The organism is Gracilinema caldarium DSM 7334 (assembly GCF_000219725.1).
GTDB classification, from domain to species: domain Bacteria; phylum Spirochaetota; class Spirochaetia; order Treponematales; family Breznakiellaceae; genus Gracilinema; species Gracilinema caldarium.
This window is the reverse complement of the sequence record NC_015732.1, coordinates 1,854,914-1,870,236: the sequence shown is the minus strand read 5'-3', so window position 1 is coordinate 1,870,236 and position 15,323 is coordinate 1,854,914. Positions and strand designations below refer to the sequence as shown.

Genomic DNA, 15,323 nt, shown 5'->3' with positions numbered 1-15,323 from the left:
AACACTGTAGACGGTTCATAGCAAAATGAAAGGGAGCGCTACTTCCGCATTACCTAATATTTAAACTCACTGTCACCTATAAATTCGCGCAGGATGCTCTGGCTTGGTACGAGCTGGGGCGGAATGGAGGCAAAATTTTCCAAAAATGCAAGGAGTCGCACCGCCTCAGAGTACTCAGGCATTGTAGGTTTTACCGATTTCAGAAGTGGCTCCGCATAGACCTTGAGCACCGCAAGCTCATAGTCCAGGGCTGAATTAAAGGCTATATCAGCTGTGTCTTGGAAGGGAAATATATGTTTTTTTTCACCCCGTTGGACACTGGGCCACATCCGGATGGTCCCTGCTGCTGAATTCCCTCTGAACTGGTAATCCCGAACCATACGGCGAATAAGACGATTATCGCTTGTTGGTATACGGTTGTGGTCATCCAGGTTGAGCTGGGTCAGAGCTGAAACATAGAGTTTGAATTTTCGTTCCCGGTCTATGTGGCTCGTAAGTTTATCATTAAGTCCATGAATACCCTCTAGGATGAGTACACTGCGACGGCCAAGCTGGATTTTTTTGCCCCCTGACTCACGGCGCATTCCGGTTTTAAAGTCGTAACTTGGAATTTCAACTTCCTTACCTTTAAGGAGATCAACAAGTTGTTCATTAAGATATTCTACATCCAGGGCTTCCAAACATTCATAATCGGGCTTCCCTTCTTCGTCAAGGGGTGTCCTGTCATGGTTTACATAATAATCATCCAAACTCACCGGAATGGGATCTAAGCCTAGAACCCGTAGCTGAATGACGAGCCGTTTGGCGGTTGTTGTTTTTCCTGAGCTAGAAGGGCCGGCTATAAGAATAACCTTAACCGATTCCCGTTTTTCATAAATGGAGTCCGCAATTTCTGCAAGTTTTTTCTGCTGGAAGGCCTCAGCAATTTGGATGAACTCGCGGATTTTTCTGCTAGAAACCAGGGCATTTAGGTTTCCCACCGAGTGGACTCCCACGATACGACCCCATTTTTTATATTCCCTATATACCGCAAATATTCTGGGACTGTCTTCAAAGGTATCCAATTTTGTAAAGCATCCAGAAGGTGGAAAACGGAGCAGGAAACCATTTTCGTAGGCCAACAATTCAAAGGTTGTTAAGAGACCAGTTCTTGGTACTAATGGAGCGATGCATACATCAATGAACCCGTTACACTCGTTCACTGGTATCATGCTCTTACTTTGTTGTTCCAAAAGAAGGGCTGTATCGGTTTGATTGTTTTTTGTAAAGTGATCTAGGGCATCGGCATAGGATAGATAGAAAAAACGGATTGGAATATTTTTATCCACCAGACTTTTCATGTTTTCATAGAGGGCTGTCAGTTCTTCCGCTGTAGGTTTTTTTTCATCTGCAAAACTATAAAAATAGCCATGACCCAGAGAATGCCCCACCTGAAGGGTGCGGTTAGGAAACAGCGCCTTTGTAGCTACAGCTAATAAAAATGAGAGGGAGCGGCGATACATAGAGGTACCCTCTGAAGATGAAAGCGTAACCGGTTCCAAAACTGCATTCACTTCGAGCCTGCTTGAAAGCGCTAATAACTCATTATTTGCCTTTACTGCAACAATGGGGCAATCTAATACATCAAAATGTTCAAGTAGTCCTTCGACCTTTGTCCCATATATGGTTCTTATGCTTTTCCCATTAGGAAAGTGTACTTCAATCTCATTCATGCCCTATTCCTCCCTTTTCGCTACCTTTCGCATATAATGTCTTTATGGCATTTATCCATGGGCGGGGACCTATAAATTGTAATGATGGTGGGAGCTCTTGAGCTAATTCTGAAGGAATTGCGAGCTCTTGAAAGACCTTAGTAAGTTTAACAAGACTTTCAGAAGAGGCGCCTTTCTCGTGTGCCTTTTCTAAAATTTCGATTAATTCCATAATAACTCCTCATTAAATAATTCCATCTGTACCGGATCTCTTACGTTTTGGAGTTTTATCTGAATTATATCGACTATACCCGAAGTATTAAAAAACGTTTTTATGATACTAAGGGTACATTTCATATCTGCGTTAAGGAATCTACCGTCTGGAGCTGCCAGACATGCATCGAGGGCCTGTAGGGTACGTTCCTGCAGGTTCTGATTAATAGTTTGTAATTTGATGAATGCCAGGGCAAGGCAGGCACATCCATCGGCTTCACCAAGGGCTTGTACCAGAAGTGGAAGTACATTCTCCAACTGGTATCCCCCTTCATAAAGCAAGCAAAGGGTATGTATACCATAACGGACAGCAAGGCCTGGGCCTGTTTCAGTGTCTATCTGGTACAGTTCACGAAGAATTTTAATAAAATATTGCTCAAAGAGAGGTAGAAAGCTCTGTTTGAGGGCTTCTTCTGCTTGCTCGGCCCTATTGACAAGAGGGTGTTGGGGGAGACTTAATTGGGTAAATAAATCTGCCAGTTCCGGTTTATCAAGATACAGATTCTGTCTTTGGAGTCGTTTAGAGAGCCAGGTAGTAAAGAGAGGTTTAAGCAGTGCTGGTGGTGTTCCCTCTGATATATGGTGTATGGCTTGCTCAACCATGCTGGCATTGCCTTCATAAAGGGCTTTGATTGCATAAATAAGCCATTTCCAGCTGTTTAATTCAATGCTGTCTAAAGAACGGATCCGTTCCAAAGCTTCAGGATTGTCCATTCCGTTAGTAACAGCATCAAAAGCATCTACCAAAGCCCAATGCTCAGGACGGGGTTTCTGCTGTTCAAGCAAAGCGTAAAGATCAACAATAAGGCTCATATGGTGCTAGCATATCCTTATATCACCGTTTGGGCAAGATTTTTTGTTCCTGGAATACAGATTGGTTTGGTTTCAAGAAATGATACGAGCACATCAGACCAATCCGCAGCTGTTTTTTTTTGTTCTATAAATTCATAGTAAAGTTTCCGGATATGGTCTATGATGGCTTCTCGCGATTCAGTATCGAGATGGAGTGAATCGGCAAAGAGGTCTTGACTGAACTGCTCCATCTCTTCTGGAGGAAACAGGGCTGAATCCAGAGCAGAGAGCGCATAAAAAGCTGCGGGAATACAGTTAACACTATGTTGTTTCACATATAAAATAGACTCCGTAATTGCCTGAGCCCCACATTTCAATTCATCAATATAAGGGGCTAATGACTTTGTGGCGCCTAGTTTTTCTACAATAGCCTTGAATCGGGTGTAGGCTCTGCAGACCACCATCACGTGGAGGCTCGGAATGCACATGAGGTGGGGGTCAAAGGTGTGGATTATGACGAAACGTAATTTTTTAAAGTACCGTGGGCGCCTCGTCGTAGAAAAGCCCCGTCGATAAACCTCTGCGGCAAAGCTATAGAGGCGTCCCATATCTTCCACAAAACGGGCTACCTCTGTCTCTGCTGCTTCCCCAAACCTTTCCATAAGAAAAGCTGCAGAACGGATCCAGAAGTAGACAAAATCAAGGTAAATATCGACCTGTTCCGGTACAAAAGGAATGCGTTCATCGAGGGGATGATCGACCCAATACACCGGAGCTTTTTTGGGTATAATTTTTTGCTTATACTGCAGGCCGAAGAAATCCCGCAGGGCCGTTCCTGCACAGAAGAGCCCTGCTTTCCGTATCTTTTTGTATTGCAATAGTTTGAACACGCTGAAAAGCACTGAACGATCCGCAATGTGTTCTCTTTTCTTCATGTAAGCTCCCACTCCAGATCCAGAAGGGGTCCGTGCTGTTGGGCGCCATAAATATCCCGGTCTCCGGGGGCCCCCGACGGGATGAGCCGCTTAAGGGTAGCCTTTATTGCCTGGGCAGGCTCAAAATAGACCACCGACAGGACCTCTTCTGGTGTAACTCCGTAGAGGGTAGCAATTAGCTCAGGGTTTATCAAGTTCCGGGCTTTGAAAAGTTCGTACATTTCCTTTTCTTTGAACATGATATCCAAGGTGAGTTCAAAGGGGCCGGAATTTTTAGAACGAATAACCCGTGCCACATCAATGAGGGCTACTTTCATAGGATCCTTCCTTTATCTACGGTGAGCATTTTTCTGCCCTCGCTTCCGGGGAACTGTACCGGGTCTTCGATGGGCATGAGGTGGTACACCGAAAACTCATAGACCGTTCCCATGCTGATATCCGAGGGCGAGAAGGGAAAGGCCAGGTTACCGGCGGTAGAAATACGGCCTTCGTAGCCGTAATGCAAAAGGGTCGAACGGGTTACGCTGGTAAGGGTATCCGCTTCTTCCTGGGTTGGGGCCACCGATTCTATAACAATACCCAGTTCGTAGGGTTTTTGGCTCTGCCATTGGGTTTTCAGCCTGATTTCTCCGCTTCCCATAACCCCATCCCGGCCGTAGACATGGAAAAAGACTTGGCCTCGGTTTTCCGAACCCATGCTCCGCACCTGAGCGCTGACCTGTTCCAAAATCTGGTCGATAGAGGCGATCATGATGGGATCCCTGACTCCGGCGATGCTGATGCTTCGGTAGCCCACCGGCCGGGCTCCTTCCAGTTTAACCTTATAGGGCTCAGTCCTGATATGGCGGCTTCCCTGTACTTCGACCCGGCCGTTGCCGATGTCGGTAAAACTGCAGTGCCGCAGGTCTAATATTCCGCCCGGACCGGGTAATTCGTAGGGGTTACTTTTTTCATAGAGGGTATGGGCCGCCGCAGAGGCAATGGTAAATTGCCGCTTCGGGTTCGGGGCTTCCAGTATAAAGGAATGGTCGGTCAGGGTGGCAAAGGCGCAATCGGCCCCGGAGCCGGGACTTGCCGCAATGGCCCCGCACTCAAGAATTTTACCCATGTGAATGGCCAGGCCTTCATCGTAGCCCAGAAGCAGGGGAAGGGCTGCAAAATTGGCCGGATCATAACAGCGGCCTGCCAGGACCACATCAGCTCCCTGCCGCAGGGCTTCTACGAGCGGCTCGGGGCCAAGCTGGGCTACCAGGTGAGTGGTGGCATCCAGGGCTTCTTCGATGAGGGGCGGCACAAAGGACAGGCTTTCTATGGTGCCTGCACGGATTGCCTTACGGACCACTTCTTTAGAAACATCGCTGGGGATGACCGCCATTTTAAAGGAAAGCCCTTCTTCCCTGGCAATTTCCATAATGATGTCATAACACCATTGCAGGTGCGGCTCTGCTCCGCTTCCTCCGGCGGTGCCCACAATGACGGGAATATTCAGTTTTCTTCCCGCTGTGAGCATGTAGCGCAGGTCCCGTTTTACAAAGGCCCGGTTCGTAAAGGCCTTGCCGCTGCCCAGGTAGTAGGGTCCCGGGTCGCTGGACCCCGCATCGACGGCGATGACATGGGGCTTCCGGTCCAGGGCCCGCTTAAAGGATTCTTCAGGGAAACCGTAGCCCAGGATTGCGGTGGGGGACAGGACCCGTAATTCTTGATTAGGCATGATGGCTCCTTAACTCAAAGGTGGAACAGATTCGGGCCATTTCATTGGTCACGATACAAAAACCTTCATCAAAACCCATGCCGGGCTTCGCGAGCATCCGTTCGGGGCGGCTTGCCATGGCCAGGTGAACACAGGCCCGGGCCGAGAGGTCCGTTTCGTTGCAGGTTCCTCCCTGGTAGGCCTCTACGCCGGTCTTTTTGCAATAGAGCACCGCATCTACAATATCCTGGAGGCCCCCCAAATCCGGGGTTTTAATCTGGATCATGTGACAGCTTTTGGCATCCGCAAAGTCCTTTATGTCCTGCAGGGTATTGCACCATTCGTCGGCCACGATTTTTACCCCCGAACCCAGCTTTTCTAGCTGTCTGGTAATTGCGGCGAGTCCTTCAATCTGCCGTTCCCGGTGTTCCAGGTCTACCGGCCCTTCGATGTACAGGGCAAAGGGGCTGGCATCCTTTTCCAGAGATGCCACATAGTCAGCTACCCGGACCGGATCATTGTTAAAAATCTGTCCGATGGTGCCGTAGACATCCACATGAAGGGCTGGCCTGTATTCTTCGGTCATCCGTAAGTCCTGAATACGCCGGGAAAGCCAGCGCAGGTATTCCCGAAGTTTTTCCCCCTGGCGGCCCAGCTTTTCATCAACATTATTGATGAGTCCGTGGGGCAGGGCGTCTACCCCCTTTAGGATCATCTTGTCCGCATTGGAATAGCGGTCGTCCCCGGTCTGTCCGAACACAGGCACCGGCTTGGCGATGAGGGGCAGGTTCCATTCTTCGGCGATAATTTCTGCGGGAATTTTGCCCGCCGCTTCGGCCCGGGCATAGAGCAATGCCTGGGTGATTCCGTAGCGCAGGGCTGTATGAAGTATTTTAGGCTGATGTGGCTGTTCAGAGAGGGGGTCCGGAATGCGCAGGTCATCGATAAGCTGGGCACAACGGCGGAAGGAATCCAGTTCCATTCCCTCCAGCACCGGCTTTACCTGCTTTTCCAGGAAGGGGATATACTTTTCCGGGTCAAGCAGAGGATCCCGGCCTCCAGCCCCCGAATATTGAACCGCCGCACAATCCCCATAGGCAAAGCGGCCGTTTTCGACCTCCAGGGTAACACAGATTACCTTGCCGGGCTGGCGAATCCGTACAAAGCCCGGCGTAATGGGTTTCCCCGTATAGGTAAACCCATCGTGACCTGCCCCGGCCTTAATGGCCCGCTGGTCATCAAAAAAGAAGGCACTGGCCCCCTCCCTAAAAGATACCGCTTTAATTTTCATTGTGGCCTCCCTACTAAGCGTCCTTTCCCAATGGCATAAATATCATCGGTTACCATCCTGAGGCTTACGATTCTTCCCTCTGCTTTAGCCCGATCTTCCAGCCGTTCCCGGTGAAAGTCCAGTACATCCTGGGGCAGGGGCAGGGCTCCAGCCTTAAAGATCCGTACAAAGCCTTCGTTGTCCCGCATGGGTAGGATCTTGCCCTGGTTCTGGTTTGATGGGGCAAAGGGCACATCGATAATCCCCGCCTCAAAGGCCCGGACCGCCGCTTCTTCCGGATCCCGGCCGGAGCTCAGGGCAAAGGCTCCTTCCAGAATGGCCCTGGTTTCCCGCAAAATCAGGGCTACTTCCCGTTGTACCGCCTGGGAATCGAGCATGCCCTGATCGCTCAGCATATTTACGATTTGGCGGCTCGTCCTCAGGCCCTGGGCGTTGGCTTCCTTGGTGGGAATCCCCATGGCTTCGTGGGGGGATTTCACGATAATCTTGGTAGCCCCCGCCAGGCGGCCCGCCACAGAACCCCAGGAAATTACCCCAAAGGCCTTAGCCTCATCTTCCGGAAAGCCCCCCATCCACTGGTGAAACACCGTGGTAAGTTCTACGTTTTCGAAGCCCGCTTCGCTGAAGTAGGCCTGGGCCAGGTTCCTGAGGCTGATAATCGCCGCCACATCCTGAACCAGGTTGCCGCACTGGCCATAGCCCAGGGTTAATGAAACAACACCCTGTTCAAGAGCCAAGAGACCCTCCAGTATGGCCACCGCATGGGACACACAGGGCGGCACCAGAGTCCCCGTCAGGGGCCCGAAGGGTTCCCGGTTAATCCGGACCCCCGCCTCTTCGTAGAGCCCCACCAGGCGGTCCACATATTTCCAGTACTGGATTGATGAACGGAGGGGCACGTTTTTTGCATAGGGTATGTTGTAGCTGATGCCGCCCCCTTCAAAGGCGGTGAACTCGGCGGCCAGGGTAATTTCCGCTAAAAGCCGCGCATCGGGAGTCCCGTGCCGCACCTGCACCGGTTTTGACACCGCTTCGGTAACCCGCCGGCATTCAGCCACCCCATGGTTCACCGCGGGAAAGCCGTTTAAAAGGCTCGTCCCCGCGGCCTGGGATTTTTCTATACCCTTGGCCGCCTCGGTATAGCGGTTCTGCCGGGTATAGGCATCGATGGTGGTGGGAAGCAGGTCCGCTTCGCCTTCAGTTTCCAGATACTTAAGCAGACGGATATGCTCATCCACCAGGGCCACGCCGGCCCGGGGCTGAAGCAAGGTCCGGCCTTCCCTCTCGGCCTGAATCATGGCATGGGCAAAATTCTTTTCTTTAGGAATGGACCGCTGAAGGGCAATAGCCGCATCAAAATCTACCTCTGCGCCGGTAGGCCAGGATTGCAGGACCTCTTTTCGCTGAGTTTCAAATTGTTCCCTGCTCATCTTTCGATCAATCATGGATATACTCCCTTTCTAGGCTCTGTAACACGAGGGCCTTGGCAAGCTCAGGATGGGCCAAGGCCAAATTGGCTGCCAGCGGAATGATGTACTCCCGGTCCCGCTGGTAGACCAGTTCATTAACATGGGGAAGAAGCCGCTGAACCTGGGGCCAGGAATGCCGGTTTGCATCCTTTTCTGCAGGAAAATATCCTTCCAATGCAGTGCGGATTATATTGATGGAAGACTCCTGGGCCAGGCGGCCTCCGCTTCCAATGATGCGGTGCACCCTGCCGAGGTCCTTGCCTTGCTGAATCCAGACAAGTCCCTCAGGGGTAAAGCTGGGCGTTAAAGTGCCCCCATGACGGGCAATCGATTCGGCCACACAGATGACCGCCAGCATGTCATCAAACTGCTGTTCCTCTTCTGTGGATGGCAAGAGCCCCGTGTTACCCCGGATCCGATCTACCCAGGCCTTAAAGGCTGACTGGCGCCCTTCATCCAGGGATCGCCTAATGTAGGACAATCCGGTTTCGGCCACAAAGGCGGCGCTCACCCGAAGGCCCAAATCGCCCTCTACGGTCCGTTTCAGCCTGGTTTCGGGAAGACCCCTAAAAATGCGGTTGCTTTGCTCGCTATAGGGATCGCTCACGGTGTAGACGTCGGTGGTGGCTCCCCCCATGTCCAGGACAAGAAGGCCCTCGTCGTTGTCTTCCAAAAGCCCCACCAGGTCATAGACCGCCGCGGGGGTCGGCCTGGGGTCCGCACTGCATATATCCCGGACCGCCGAAAGTCCCCGGCCTTCGATAATCCGTTTTAAAAAAATGTCCCCAATAGCCTTGCGCGCTTCATCTACCTGAACCGAATCCAGGTCCGGCAATATATTGGCGGTGGCACTGGCCTCTTTGCCGGAGCGGCGTAAAATGTCCAGTACCGGTTCCCGCACTGCTTGGTTTCCCGCATACAGTATAAAGGACCCTACCGACGATGCGGCGAGCATCCTTGCATTATGGAGCACATAGGTCTCGTCTCCGCCGTCGGTGCCGCCGCTTAGGAGGATAATGTCGCTCTTAAGCTGCTCTAAGGTATCAATATCAGTCTGGGTTAGCTTGTAAGCAAAGCTCGCGATAACCTTGCCGCCGGCGGATGCGGCGGCCATTTTTGCGGCCTTAAGGGTCAGGTCCGGAACGAGGCCGATGGCCGCAATGGTAAGCCCCCCCTTGGCACTGGAGGACACAAAAACCTGGGGTTTCTCCCTGTGGCCCCCTAGGGCCTCATAGACCCGGTTAAAGCCCGTAACAAGATTTTCCACCGTGGTTGGTGTGGCTTCTCGCTGAACCACCCGCTGGTCTCGGATATCTACGAGTATTCCCTTGGTCCAGGTAGATCCTATATCGATGGAAAGGGCAAGCTCGGCCACCTTAGTGCTTCTCCTCTGCCTTTTTCTGCCGCCGTTTTTCTATATCCTCAATAAGTTCCTGAACCGTCTTGTCCAGGTCCGTGTCGGGGGGAAATACCCGGTCAAAACCCATGGCACGGAATTTTGCCTCTACTTCAGTAAAATCCTTTTTCCCCACCACCAGGTTGCCTCCCACCCAGAGGATGATGTCGCCGATACCCCGTTCGATACAGCGCCCCCGAAGTCCATCGCAGTCAATTTCGCCATGTCCATAGAGGCTCGAAACGAGAATGGCATCGGCAGCGCTTTCTATGGCCGCTGAAATAAAATCGTCCTGGCTTACCATGACTCCCAGATTTATCACCTTGAAACCCTGTTCGGTAAAATAGGCATCCAGTATCTTATTGCCCACCGAATGGCAGTCAAAACCGATAACCCCAAGAACAATGGTGTAGGGCCGTTTTTCCTGCTGTGCCATGGTTCCTCCTACTGGGAAAGCAGGTCCCGGACCCGCTCTTCCACATAAATGATCGAACCCCGTTCTACCTGGTAGTCAAAAATGATGAGCTTACCTCCCCGGGAGGTAAAGTCCTGCAAGGCAGCCTGAGCTACCTTGCCTTCAGGCTGTTTCCAGGAGGGGGGAACAATAATAACTTCCTTATCTGCAAGAAAGAGAGGAAACCGATTTAGTTCTGCGTAGCGGAGAACCTCGACTCCATCATCAATCATAAGATCCCGGAGTTTATTCAGAATAATGTCCCTGAACTGACGGCTTTCACAGATAATGCCCAGTTTGCGGCCCGGTTTAATCGTTGCCAGGGCAATAATCGTGTCCTGGGAGGGGGAAAGGGCCACTTGAATGAGTTTATCCTTAATACTGGGAGCCATACCCAAAACTTCCGAATAGTGCCGGGCAGAGGTGAGGACCAGGTCAAAGGTAGCAAGCTTTTTTTCCACCTCTGTAGATGCAGCCAGATCGTCGAGGAGAAAAAGGGTGAGCGGCATGGTGGTAAGAAAATTAAGCTGTCTGCGGAAAACCGCCAGGGCTTCAGGGTTACAGTCTACCACAGCGATGGAAAGCTCTTCGAACATCCGTTCTTTTTCAAGAATACCTAATTCGATGAGGGTGCGAATTTCCCGGTAAGAAAAACGCAGGTTTCGTAGGGTGTCGATAAGTTCCGCAATGAGGGCTACAGCCCGTTCTTTACGGCTTGTTTCGGCCACATCCTGCTGAGCGGAAATAAAGCTCCCCCTGCCCGGTATGGATTCCAGTATCTGGGATCGGGTAAGCTCCTCGTAGGCCCGGTTCACCGTTCCCCGGGCTATGCCCAGCTGTTCTGCCAGTTCCCGCTCGGTGGGAAGCCGGTCTCCCGGTTTCAGCTCGCCAGAGCGCAGTTTCCGGGTTATCTGTTCGATAATCTGCCGGTACACGGGGCTTTCGCTGGTTTTGTCTATGCTAATCTCTAGACCCATGGTATACTCCTGGTATAATTCCAATCTAATTGGACTATACCAATAGTATCCAATGGCTTTGGTCTTTCGTCAAGCACCATTTGTATGGCCTTGACAAGAATGGCAATATTCGGTGAAATAAGGCAGGTTTTTGCGACACTAGCTCACCTGGATAGAGCAGCTGCCTTCTAAGCAGCAGGTAGGGGGTTCGAGTCCCTCGTGTCGCGATAGATAGCCTTATACCGTTTCTACCTCGTAACCGGGAAATTCCTTTATGAACTCTTCCCGGAGACGCCGTTCTATGGTGTTTCGAATTTGTTCGGTTACAACTCCGCAGGTTAAACAGGGAAAGCGGGGCTTTGCAATATCCATATAAATAATAAATTTCTTCTCGGTTTCGCTGTAGCTGATGCGTTTTACGAGGTTCAATTCCGAAACCGATAGCTCCGTTTCCGGTTCCTTAACCCGCTTTAAGATGGCTTCGAACTTATCTGCCATTTCCTGAGTAATCTGACCCATAGTCCCCCCCCCACTCTATTGCACGCAAGCGCCGTTAAAAACCTTAGTTTAAACTAGCGCCCTTCTAAAGACTTTGTTATTTTTCCCAGAATAAGGAAACGTTCTTGTATACCGACCCTAACAAGGCTTCGATACCATGCCGTTTAGGTTCCATAAAAATATAAAAATTGGAATTGTCCCGGTACACACAGAAATGTTTTAAGAGCTGATACTCTTCTGCTTCATCGAGCACCCTGTGAAGTTTTTCTTCCAGCTTTGGAACATCCCAAAGCAACACAAAGGTTCGTTTCCCCTTTTGAATCCGATCCTGTTTTAGCTTTTCTATTCCTGTAATAGTCTTGGATATTTTATTAAAATACCGTGCTTCGATAATGTGTCCTTCTCCAATTAATTTTTTCGAAGTAAAAATGGTAAGATAGTAGCGGTCTTTTCCTCCCAGGATCAGTACGACGGGCATATAAAAAGCAGACTGCCGCGGAATAAGGGCAAAGGTGCCTTTGGCTGTAGTAAAGGGTTCCTGTAGAGTGTAGGTAAAATTATAGCCTATAGCGCCACCTATATTGACATATTCAGTATTCTTGGGCTTTAGGATTGCTTCGGTTTCACTGGCAATAAAACCTGAAACCCATTTATTCTTCTTCATACCCCGAAAATAGGTAAATACCGCGTACAGTGCCAGCAGTGTTAAGGGAAGGATATACCAGTTCATTAATTACTCCTCATATGATGTACCAGTGGTGATACCTCTAATTTGGCAAGATCATCAAGGACCACAATTCCTTCTTCGAGACGGTTAAAGGTGAAAATGGGAACGCTCTTAAAGGTGTTTCGGAGCCGTTCGCCGCGGCTGTCATCAATATAAAATTTATTATAACAAAGACTTGCAATGGGAACGTCCAGCTTGACCAGTTCATCCCTGATACGCAGAGATTCGGAAAAACTTAATTCGTCGGGATTTAATACAACAGTAATATAACTTTCCTTTGCAAAAAGCTCCTGTAAATATTCAAGGCGCCGGTGAATGGCTCCCAGTTTTTGGTAGATGGGGTCCTCTTCCTTTTTAACCTGGCCCCCCAGAACGTTCGCTTCTGGATTCAGTTTCAGTAAAACCCGCCGTTTTTCCAGAATTGTTTTACGCAGATTGGAGAGTTCCTTAACCCAAAGACTCGAGATAGCCGGCATGGCCAGAAAGCGCAGTGTTAAAGCGGTGGGAGGGGTGTCAAAGATGATGATGTCATAGGTCTCATGATAGGTTTTATAAATATACTCAATGGCCCAGAGCACCGCATATTCCTCTGTACCGGGCGAATATTTCATAATATCCAGGTATTTGTTTAAATCTATGACCACATTGTACCGGTAGGCATTCTGTATTTCGCTGCGGCTTTCCTCAAGATACTTCTGGACCCACGAGGCCAAGTCAATTTCCATGCCCTCCAGATTTTCCCTGATCGGACGCAGTTCATTTGATAATTTTGTATGAAATACATCACCCAGGTTGTGGGCAGGATCAAGGGAGCAAATGAAAACCTTAAGCCCGCTCGCAGCAAGACGGTAGGCAGTAGCAGAGGACAGGGTAGTTTTTCCCACCCCTCCCTTGCCTAAAAAAAAGGCGAGTTTCTTCATAGTTGTTCCCGCTTATTAATCAATGTTGAGCATGCTTACAAGGGCTCCCAGGGGGTCCTGGGCAAAGTCTGCCCTGCTGGTCATGGTACGAATCTCATCCTCCATAAGGGGAATAAGCTCAAAGGCTATCGCTGGAGGCGGAGAGGGAAGCCCTACCAGGCTCCCGAGTACTATGAGGGAGAAAAGATTCTGCAGTTCCTTCACTTCGAATTCGAGCATTTCCGTGGCTTTTTCACGGTGCACCTGACGAATGATATACCAGGCAGATTTTAGTTTTTGTACTAGCTGTTCCTTAGTCATAGGTTCCTTTGCATTGTAAAGGGCTCCGCCATTCGGCGGAGCCCGGTGATTAGAAATTAAGCGTTTGCTTTCTTGCCGGAGAAGTTCTTGTAGAAGCTGACAATCATGACGAAGTTAAGAATCAGCATGATTACGTTGATGGTTCCAACAACACTTCCGGTAATAACCTTCATGGTGTCTTCCATTTTCACAAAGAATGTGGGGACTACCACGATTTCATACCAGACCAGGGCCACTGTAACGGTAACCCAGAGGAATATGGCGGGGATAAGCACCACATTGGTATATTTAGGATTCAGCTTGTTCTTTACCCAGACCGCAGCGGTCAGCATGACGATGGAAGCGATGAGCTGATTAGCACCGGAGAAGGCAGGCCACAGGGTGTTGTATCCACCGGAACGGGCCAGGAAGATACCGATGAATGCAATAATGATAGAAGCCACCCATTTGTTTTCTAATATACCATAGAGAGCGGGGGACTTATCCTTCAGGGGGAGGGCCATCTCCTGTACCAGATAGCGGCCGAGGCGGTTGGTGGTATCCAGAGTCGTAAGAGCAAAGGAACTGACCCAAACAGAAGCAAAGAGGGTCATGAATTCCTTGGTAAAGAAGGGGAGGGTTGTACTGACCATAGCGCCATAGGCTTTAACAAAGCGGCTCAGGGCGGGAGTTTTTAATATGGCTTCCCAATTACCCATGGCAACGTCGCCAAAGGATGCGATGGAAATGACTACAATAGTAGAAAGGAACCCTTCGGTTAACATGGCTCCATATCCAACAAAGAGGGCATCCTTTTCTGAAGCAATCTGTTTGGAGCTTGTCCCGGAAGCCACCAGGGCATGGAACCCAGAAAGGGCCCCACAGGCGATTACGAGGGGTACCGTGGGCCAGAAAGGAGAAGGCTGACCACCGATAACCTTGGCGGAGAAGCTGGTAAAGAGGGGGGCTGAATCAAATGCACCGAAGGATACAAGGGCTGCAATACCACCTACGAGCAATCCGAAATAGAGGAGGAAGCTGTTAAGGTAATCCCGGGGTTGCAGGAGGAAGTTAACTGGTAATGCGGAAGCAATGACAATATACACGAAAATTACGATAAACCAAACATCCTTAGTAGCCTTTATAGGGAGCAAATCACCAGCCCAGAATGCTGCGATGATAAGTACTACACCGATTAAAGATCCCCAGCCCATACCGAGGGGGGACTTGTACATGATAAAGCCAGCGATAATAGCAGCAACGCAGAAGAAGAAGAAAGCTGAGAACACCCGGCCATCGGCGGCAAACTGTCCGGCTACAATGTCACCAAAGGCGGCAACTACCAGGATACAGAGGAAGAGAACAAACCAGCCAAAGGATTTTCCAGCTTTTTTCCCCACCATGTCTTGGGCGACAAATTGAACCGACCGACCATCGTAACGGACTGAAGCGGCAAGTGACAGGTAGTCATGGATCGCACCGATAAAGATGTTGCCGAACCAGATCCAAAGCAGTCCCGGTAACCATCCCCAGGCAATAGCCATAGCAGGGCCGGTAATCGGGCCAGCACCGGCAATGGACGCGAAATGGTGGCCGAATAGAACAAACTTGTTGGTAGGAACATAATCTACTCCATCCTGCAGCCGTTTGGACGGAGCATCAGGAGCTTCCTGACTTTTCAGGAGCTTGGTCTGGATGGTTCTACCATATACAAAGTAGAACACAAAATAAATAACCAGGGCTATGATGGCTATTAAGGCACTCATAGTTCCTCCTTAAATGTAAGATTAATTTTATTGTGGCACCACTTTATTATTCTGTCAAATTAAACAATTTTGTCGCACTACCATTAAAATCTCTTTATTAAAAGTGCAGGTTCCCTATGGCTTTAATGTTGTTATTTCAATTTTTTCTGAATTATGATGCGCATCGGCACCAGGATATTAAAAAAG

Annotated in this window: 16 protein-coding genes and 1 tRNA gene; 1 reads left to right on the top strand and 16 read right to left on the bottom strand. The window is 49.8% G+C overall.

Annotated elements, in window-relative coordinates:
• Window positions 1–53: 53 nt before the first annotated feature.
• From SPICA_RS08475 to SPICA_RS08425, 11 genes are read right to left on the bottom strand one after another with little or no spacing between them, the layout of a single operon-like run.
• A complete protein-coding gene (locus SPICA_RS08475; protein ID WP_013969117.1) occupies window positions 54–1,712 on the bottom strand; it encodes a nucleoside kinase in 1,659 nt (552 codons plus the stop codon).
• Window positions 1,705–1,923: a hypothetical protein gene (locus SPICA_RS08470; protein WP_013969116.1), complete on the bottom strand. Its 219-nt coding sequence runs from the start codon at window positions 1,921–1,923 to the stop codon at window positions 1,705–1,707. Before SPICA_RS08470 ends, SPICA_RS08475 begins: the two co-directional genes overlap by 8 nt.
• On the bottom strand, window positions 1,914–2,777 hold the full coding sequence (locus SPICA_RS08465) for a hypothetical protein (RefSeq protein ID WP_013969115.1): 864 nt from the start codon (window positions 2,775–2,777) through the stop codon (window positions 1,914–1,916). Before SPICA_RS08465 ends, SPICA_RS08470 begins: the two co-directional genes overlap by 10 nt.
• Window positions 2,778–2,794: 17 nt before the next feature.
• Window positions 2,795–3,691 (bottom strand): hypothetical protein, encoded by an 897-nt coding sequence (locus SPICA_RS08460; protein ID WP_013969114.1) that lies wholly within the window; start codon window positions 3,689–3,691, stop codon window positions 2,795–2,797.
• Complete coding sequence (locus tag SPICA_RS08455; RefSeq protein WP_013969113.1) at window positions 3,688–4,008, bottom strand: DUF4387 domain-containing protein; 321 nt, start codon at window positions 4,006–4,008, stop codon at window positions 3,688–3,690. The genes SPICA_RS08460 and SPICA_RS08455 overlap by 4 nt, the downstream gene beginning before the upstream one ends.
• Window positions 4,005–5,402, bottom strand: coding sequence for an acyclic terpene utilization AtuA family protein (locus SPICA_RS08450; RefSeq protein WP_013969112.1), 1,398 nt, complete (start codon window positions 5,400–5,402; stop codon window positions 4,005–4,007). Before SPICA_RS08450 ends, SPICA_RS08455 begins: the two co-directional genes overlap by 4 nt.
• Complete coding sequence (locus SPICA_RS08445; protein WP_013969111.1) at window positions 5,395–6,672, bottom strand: methylaspartate ammonia-lyase; 1,278 nt, start codon at window positions 6,670–6,672, stop codon at window positions 5,395–5,397. The genes SPICA_RS08450 and SPICA_RS08445 overlap by 8 nt, the downstream gene beginning before the upstream one ends.
• Entirely contained in the window at window positions 6,669–8,117 is a 1,449-nt protein-coding gene (locus SPICA_RS08440; protein ID WP_013969110.1) for a methylaspartate mutase subunit E, read from the bottom strand. Before SPICA_RS08440 ends, SPICA_RS08445 begins: the two co-directional genes overlap by 4 nt.
• On the bottom strand, window positions 8,110–9,516 hold the full coding sequence (locus tag SPICA_RS08435; protein ID WP_013969109.1) for a glutamate mutase L: 1,407 nt from the start codon (window positions 9,514–9,516) through the stop codon (window positions 8,110–8,112). The genes SPICA_RS08440 and SPICA_RS08435 overlap by 8 nt, the downstream gene beginning before the upstream one ends.
• A gap of 1 nt (window position 9,517) precedes the next feature.
• On the bottom strand, window positions 9,518–9,973 hold the full coding sequence (gene glmS / locus SPICA_RS08430) for a methylaspartate mutase subunit S (RefSeq protein ID WP_013969108.1): 456 nt from the start codon (window positions 9,971–9,973) through the stop codon (window positions 9,518–9,520).
• Window positions 9,974–9,981: 8 nt separating this feature from the next.
• The gene (locus SPICA_RS08425) at window positions 9,982–10,968 is read right to left on the bottom strand and encodes a GntR family transcriptional regulator (RefSeq protein ID WP_013969107.1); all 987 of its coding nucleotides are present in this window, start codon (window positions 10,966–10,968) and stop codon (window positions 9,982–9,984) included.
• 132 nt (window positions 10,969–11,100) lie between these two features.
• Between SPICA_RS08425 and SPICA_RS08420 the strand changes: the two genes are divergently transcribed.
• A tRNA-Arg gene (locus SPICA_RS08420) sits at window positions 11,101–11,174 on the top strand.
• Between the two features lie 10 nt (window positions 11,175–11,184).
• Here the strand turns inward: SPICA_RS08420 and SPICA_RS08415 are convergent.
• The 5 genes from SPICA_RS08415 to SPICA_RS08395 form a co-directional block, all read right to left on the bottom strand.
• Entirely contained in the window at window positions 11,185–11,466 is a 282-nt protein-coding gene (locus SPICA_RS08415) for a hypothetical protein (protein ID WP_013969106.1), read from the bottom strand.
• Window positions 11,467–11,542: 76 nt separating this feature from the next.
• Window positions 11,543–12,175 carry a hypothetical protein gene (locus tag SPICA_RS08410; RefSeq protein WP_013969105.1) on the bottom strand — a complete coding sequence of 211 codons (633 nt, stop codon included), beginning with the start codon at window positions 12,173–12,175 and terminating at the stop codon, window positions 11,543–11,545.
• Window positions 12,175–13,092, bottom strand: a complete 918-nt coding sequence (locus SPICA_RS08405; RefSeq protein ID WP_013969104.1) for an ArsA family ATPase — start codon at window positions 13,090–13,092, stop codon at window positions 12,175–12,177. Before SPICA_RS08405 ends, SPICA_RS08410 begins: the two co-directional genes overlap by 1 nt.
• 15 nt (window positions 13,093–13,107) lie before the next feature.
• Window positions 13,108–13,392, bottom strand: a complete 285-nt coding sequence (locus SPICA_RS08400) for a DUF7990 family protein (RefSeq protein ID WP_013969103.1) — start codon at window positions 13,390–13,392, stop codon at window positions 13,108–13,110.
• A 56-nt stretch (window positions 13,393–13,448) separates the two neighbouring features.
• Window positions 13,449–15,137, bottom strand: a complete 1,689-nt coding sequence (locus tag SPICA_RS08395) for a carbon starvation CstA family protein (protein ID WP_013969102.1) — start codon at window positions 15,135–15,137, stop codon at window positions 13,449–13,451.
• Window positions 15,138–15,323: the final 186 nt, after the last annotated feature.

What these genes read in the sequence shown, in the direction of transcription:
- SPICA_RS08460 (WP_013969114.1), bottom strand. Translation starts at nt 3,691, where the DNA reads ATGAAGAAAAGAGAACACATTGCGGATCGTTCAGTGCTTTTCAGCGTG.
- SPICA_RS08475 (WP_013969117.1), bottom strand. Translation starts at nt 1,712, where the DNA reads ATGAATGAGATTGAAGTACACTTTCCTAATGGGAAAAGCATAAGAACC.
- SPICA_RS08415 (WP_013969106.1), bottom strand. Translation starts at nt 11,466, where the DNA reads ATGGGTCAGATTACTCAGGAAATGGCAGATAAGTTCGAAGCCATCTTA.
- SPICA_RS08440 (WP_013969110.1), bottom strand. Translation starts at nt 8,117, where the DNA reads ATGATTGATCGAAAGATGAGCAGGGAACAATTTGAAACTCAGCGAAAA.
- SPICA_RS08465 (WP_013969115.1), bottom strand. Translation starts at nt 2,777, where the DNA reads ATGAGCCTTATTGTTGATCTTTACGCTTTGCTTGAACAGCAGAAACCC.
- SPICA_RS08470 (WP_013969116.1), bottom strand. Translation starts at nt 1,923, where the DNA reads ATGGAATTAATCGAAATTTTAGAAAAGGCACACGAGAAAGGCGCCTCT.
- SPICA_RS08450 (WP_013969112.1), bottom strand. Translation starts at nt 5,402, where the DNA reads ATGCCTAATCAAGAATTACGGGTCCTGTCCCCCACCGCAATCCTGGGC.
- SPICA_RS08410 (WP_013969105.1), bottom strand. Translation starts at nt 12,175, where the DNA reads ATGAACTGGTATATCCTTCCCTTAACACTGCTGGCACTGTACGCGGTA.
- SPICA_RS08425 (WP_013969107.1), bottom strand. Translation starts at nt 10,968, where the DNA reads ATGGGTCTAGAGATTAGCATAGACAAAACCAGCGAAAGCCCCGTGTAC.
- SPICA_RS08400 (WP_013969103.1), bottom strand. Translation starts at nt 13,392, where the DNA reads ATGACTAAGGAACAGCTAGTACAAAAACTAAAATCTGCCTGGTATATC.
- SPICA_RS08405 (WP_013969104.1), bottom strand. Translation starts at nt 13,092, where the DNA reads ATGAAGAAACTCGCCTTTTTTTTAGGCAAGGGAGGGGTGGGAAAAACT.
- glmS (WP_013969108.1), bottom strand. Translation starts at nt 9,973, where the DNA reads ATGGCACAGCAGGAAAAACGGCCCTACACCATTGTTCTTGGGGTTATC.
- SPICA_RS08445 (WP_013969111.1), bottom strand. Translation starts at nt 6,672, where the DNA reads ATGAAAATTAAAGCGGTATCTTTTAGGGAGGGGGCCAGTGCCTTCTTT.
- SPICA_RS08395 (WP_013969102.1), bottom strand. Translation starts at nt 15,137, where the DNA reads ATGAGTGCCTTAATAGCCATCATAGCCCTGGTTATTTATTTTGTGTTC.
- SPICA_RS08455 (WP_013969113.1), bottom strand. Translation starts at nt 4,008, where the DNA reads ATGAAAGTAGCCCTCATTGATGTGGCACGGGTTATTCGTTCTAAAAAT.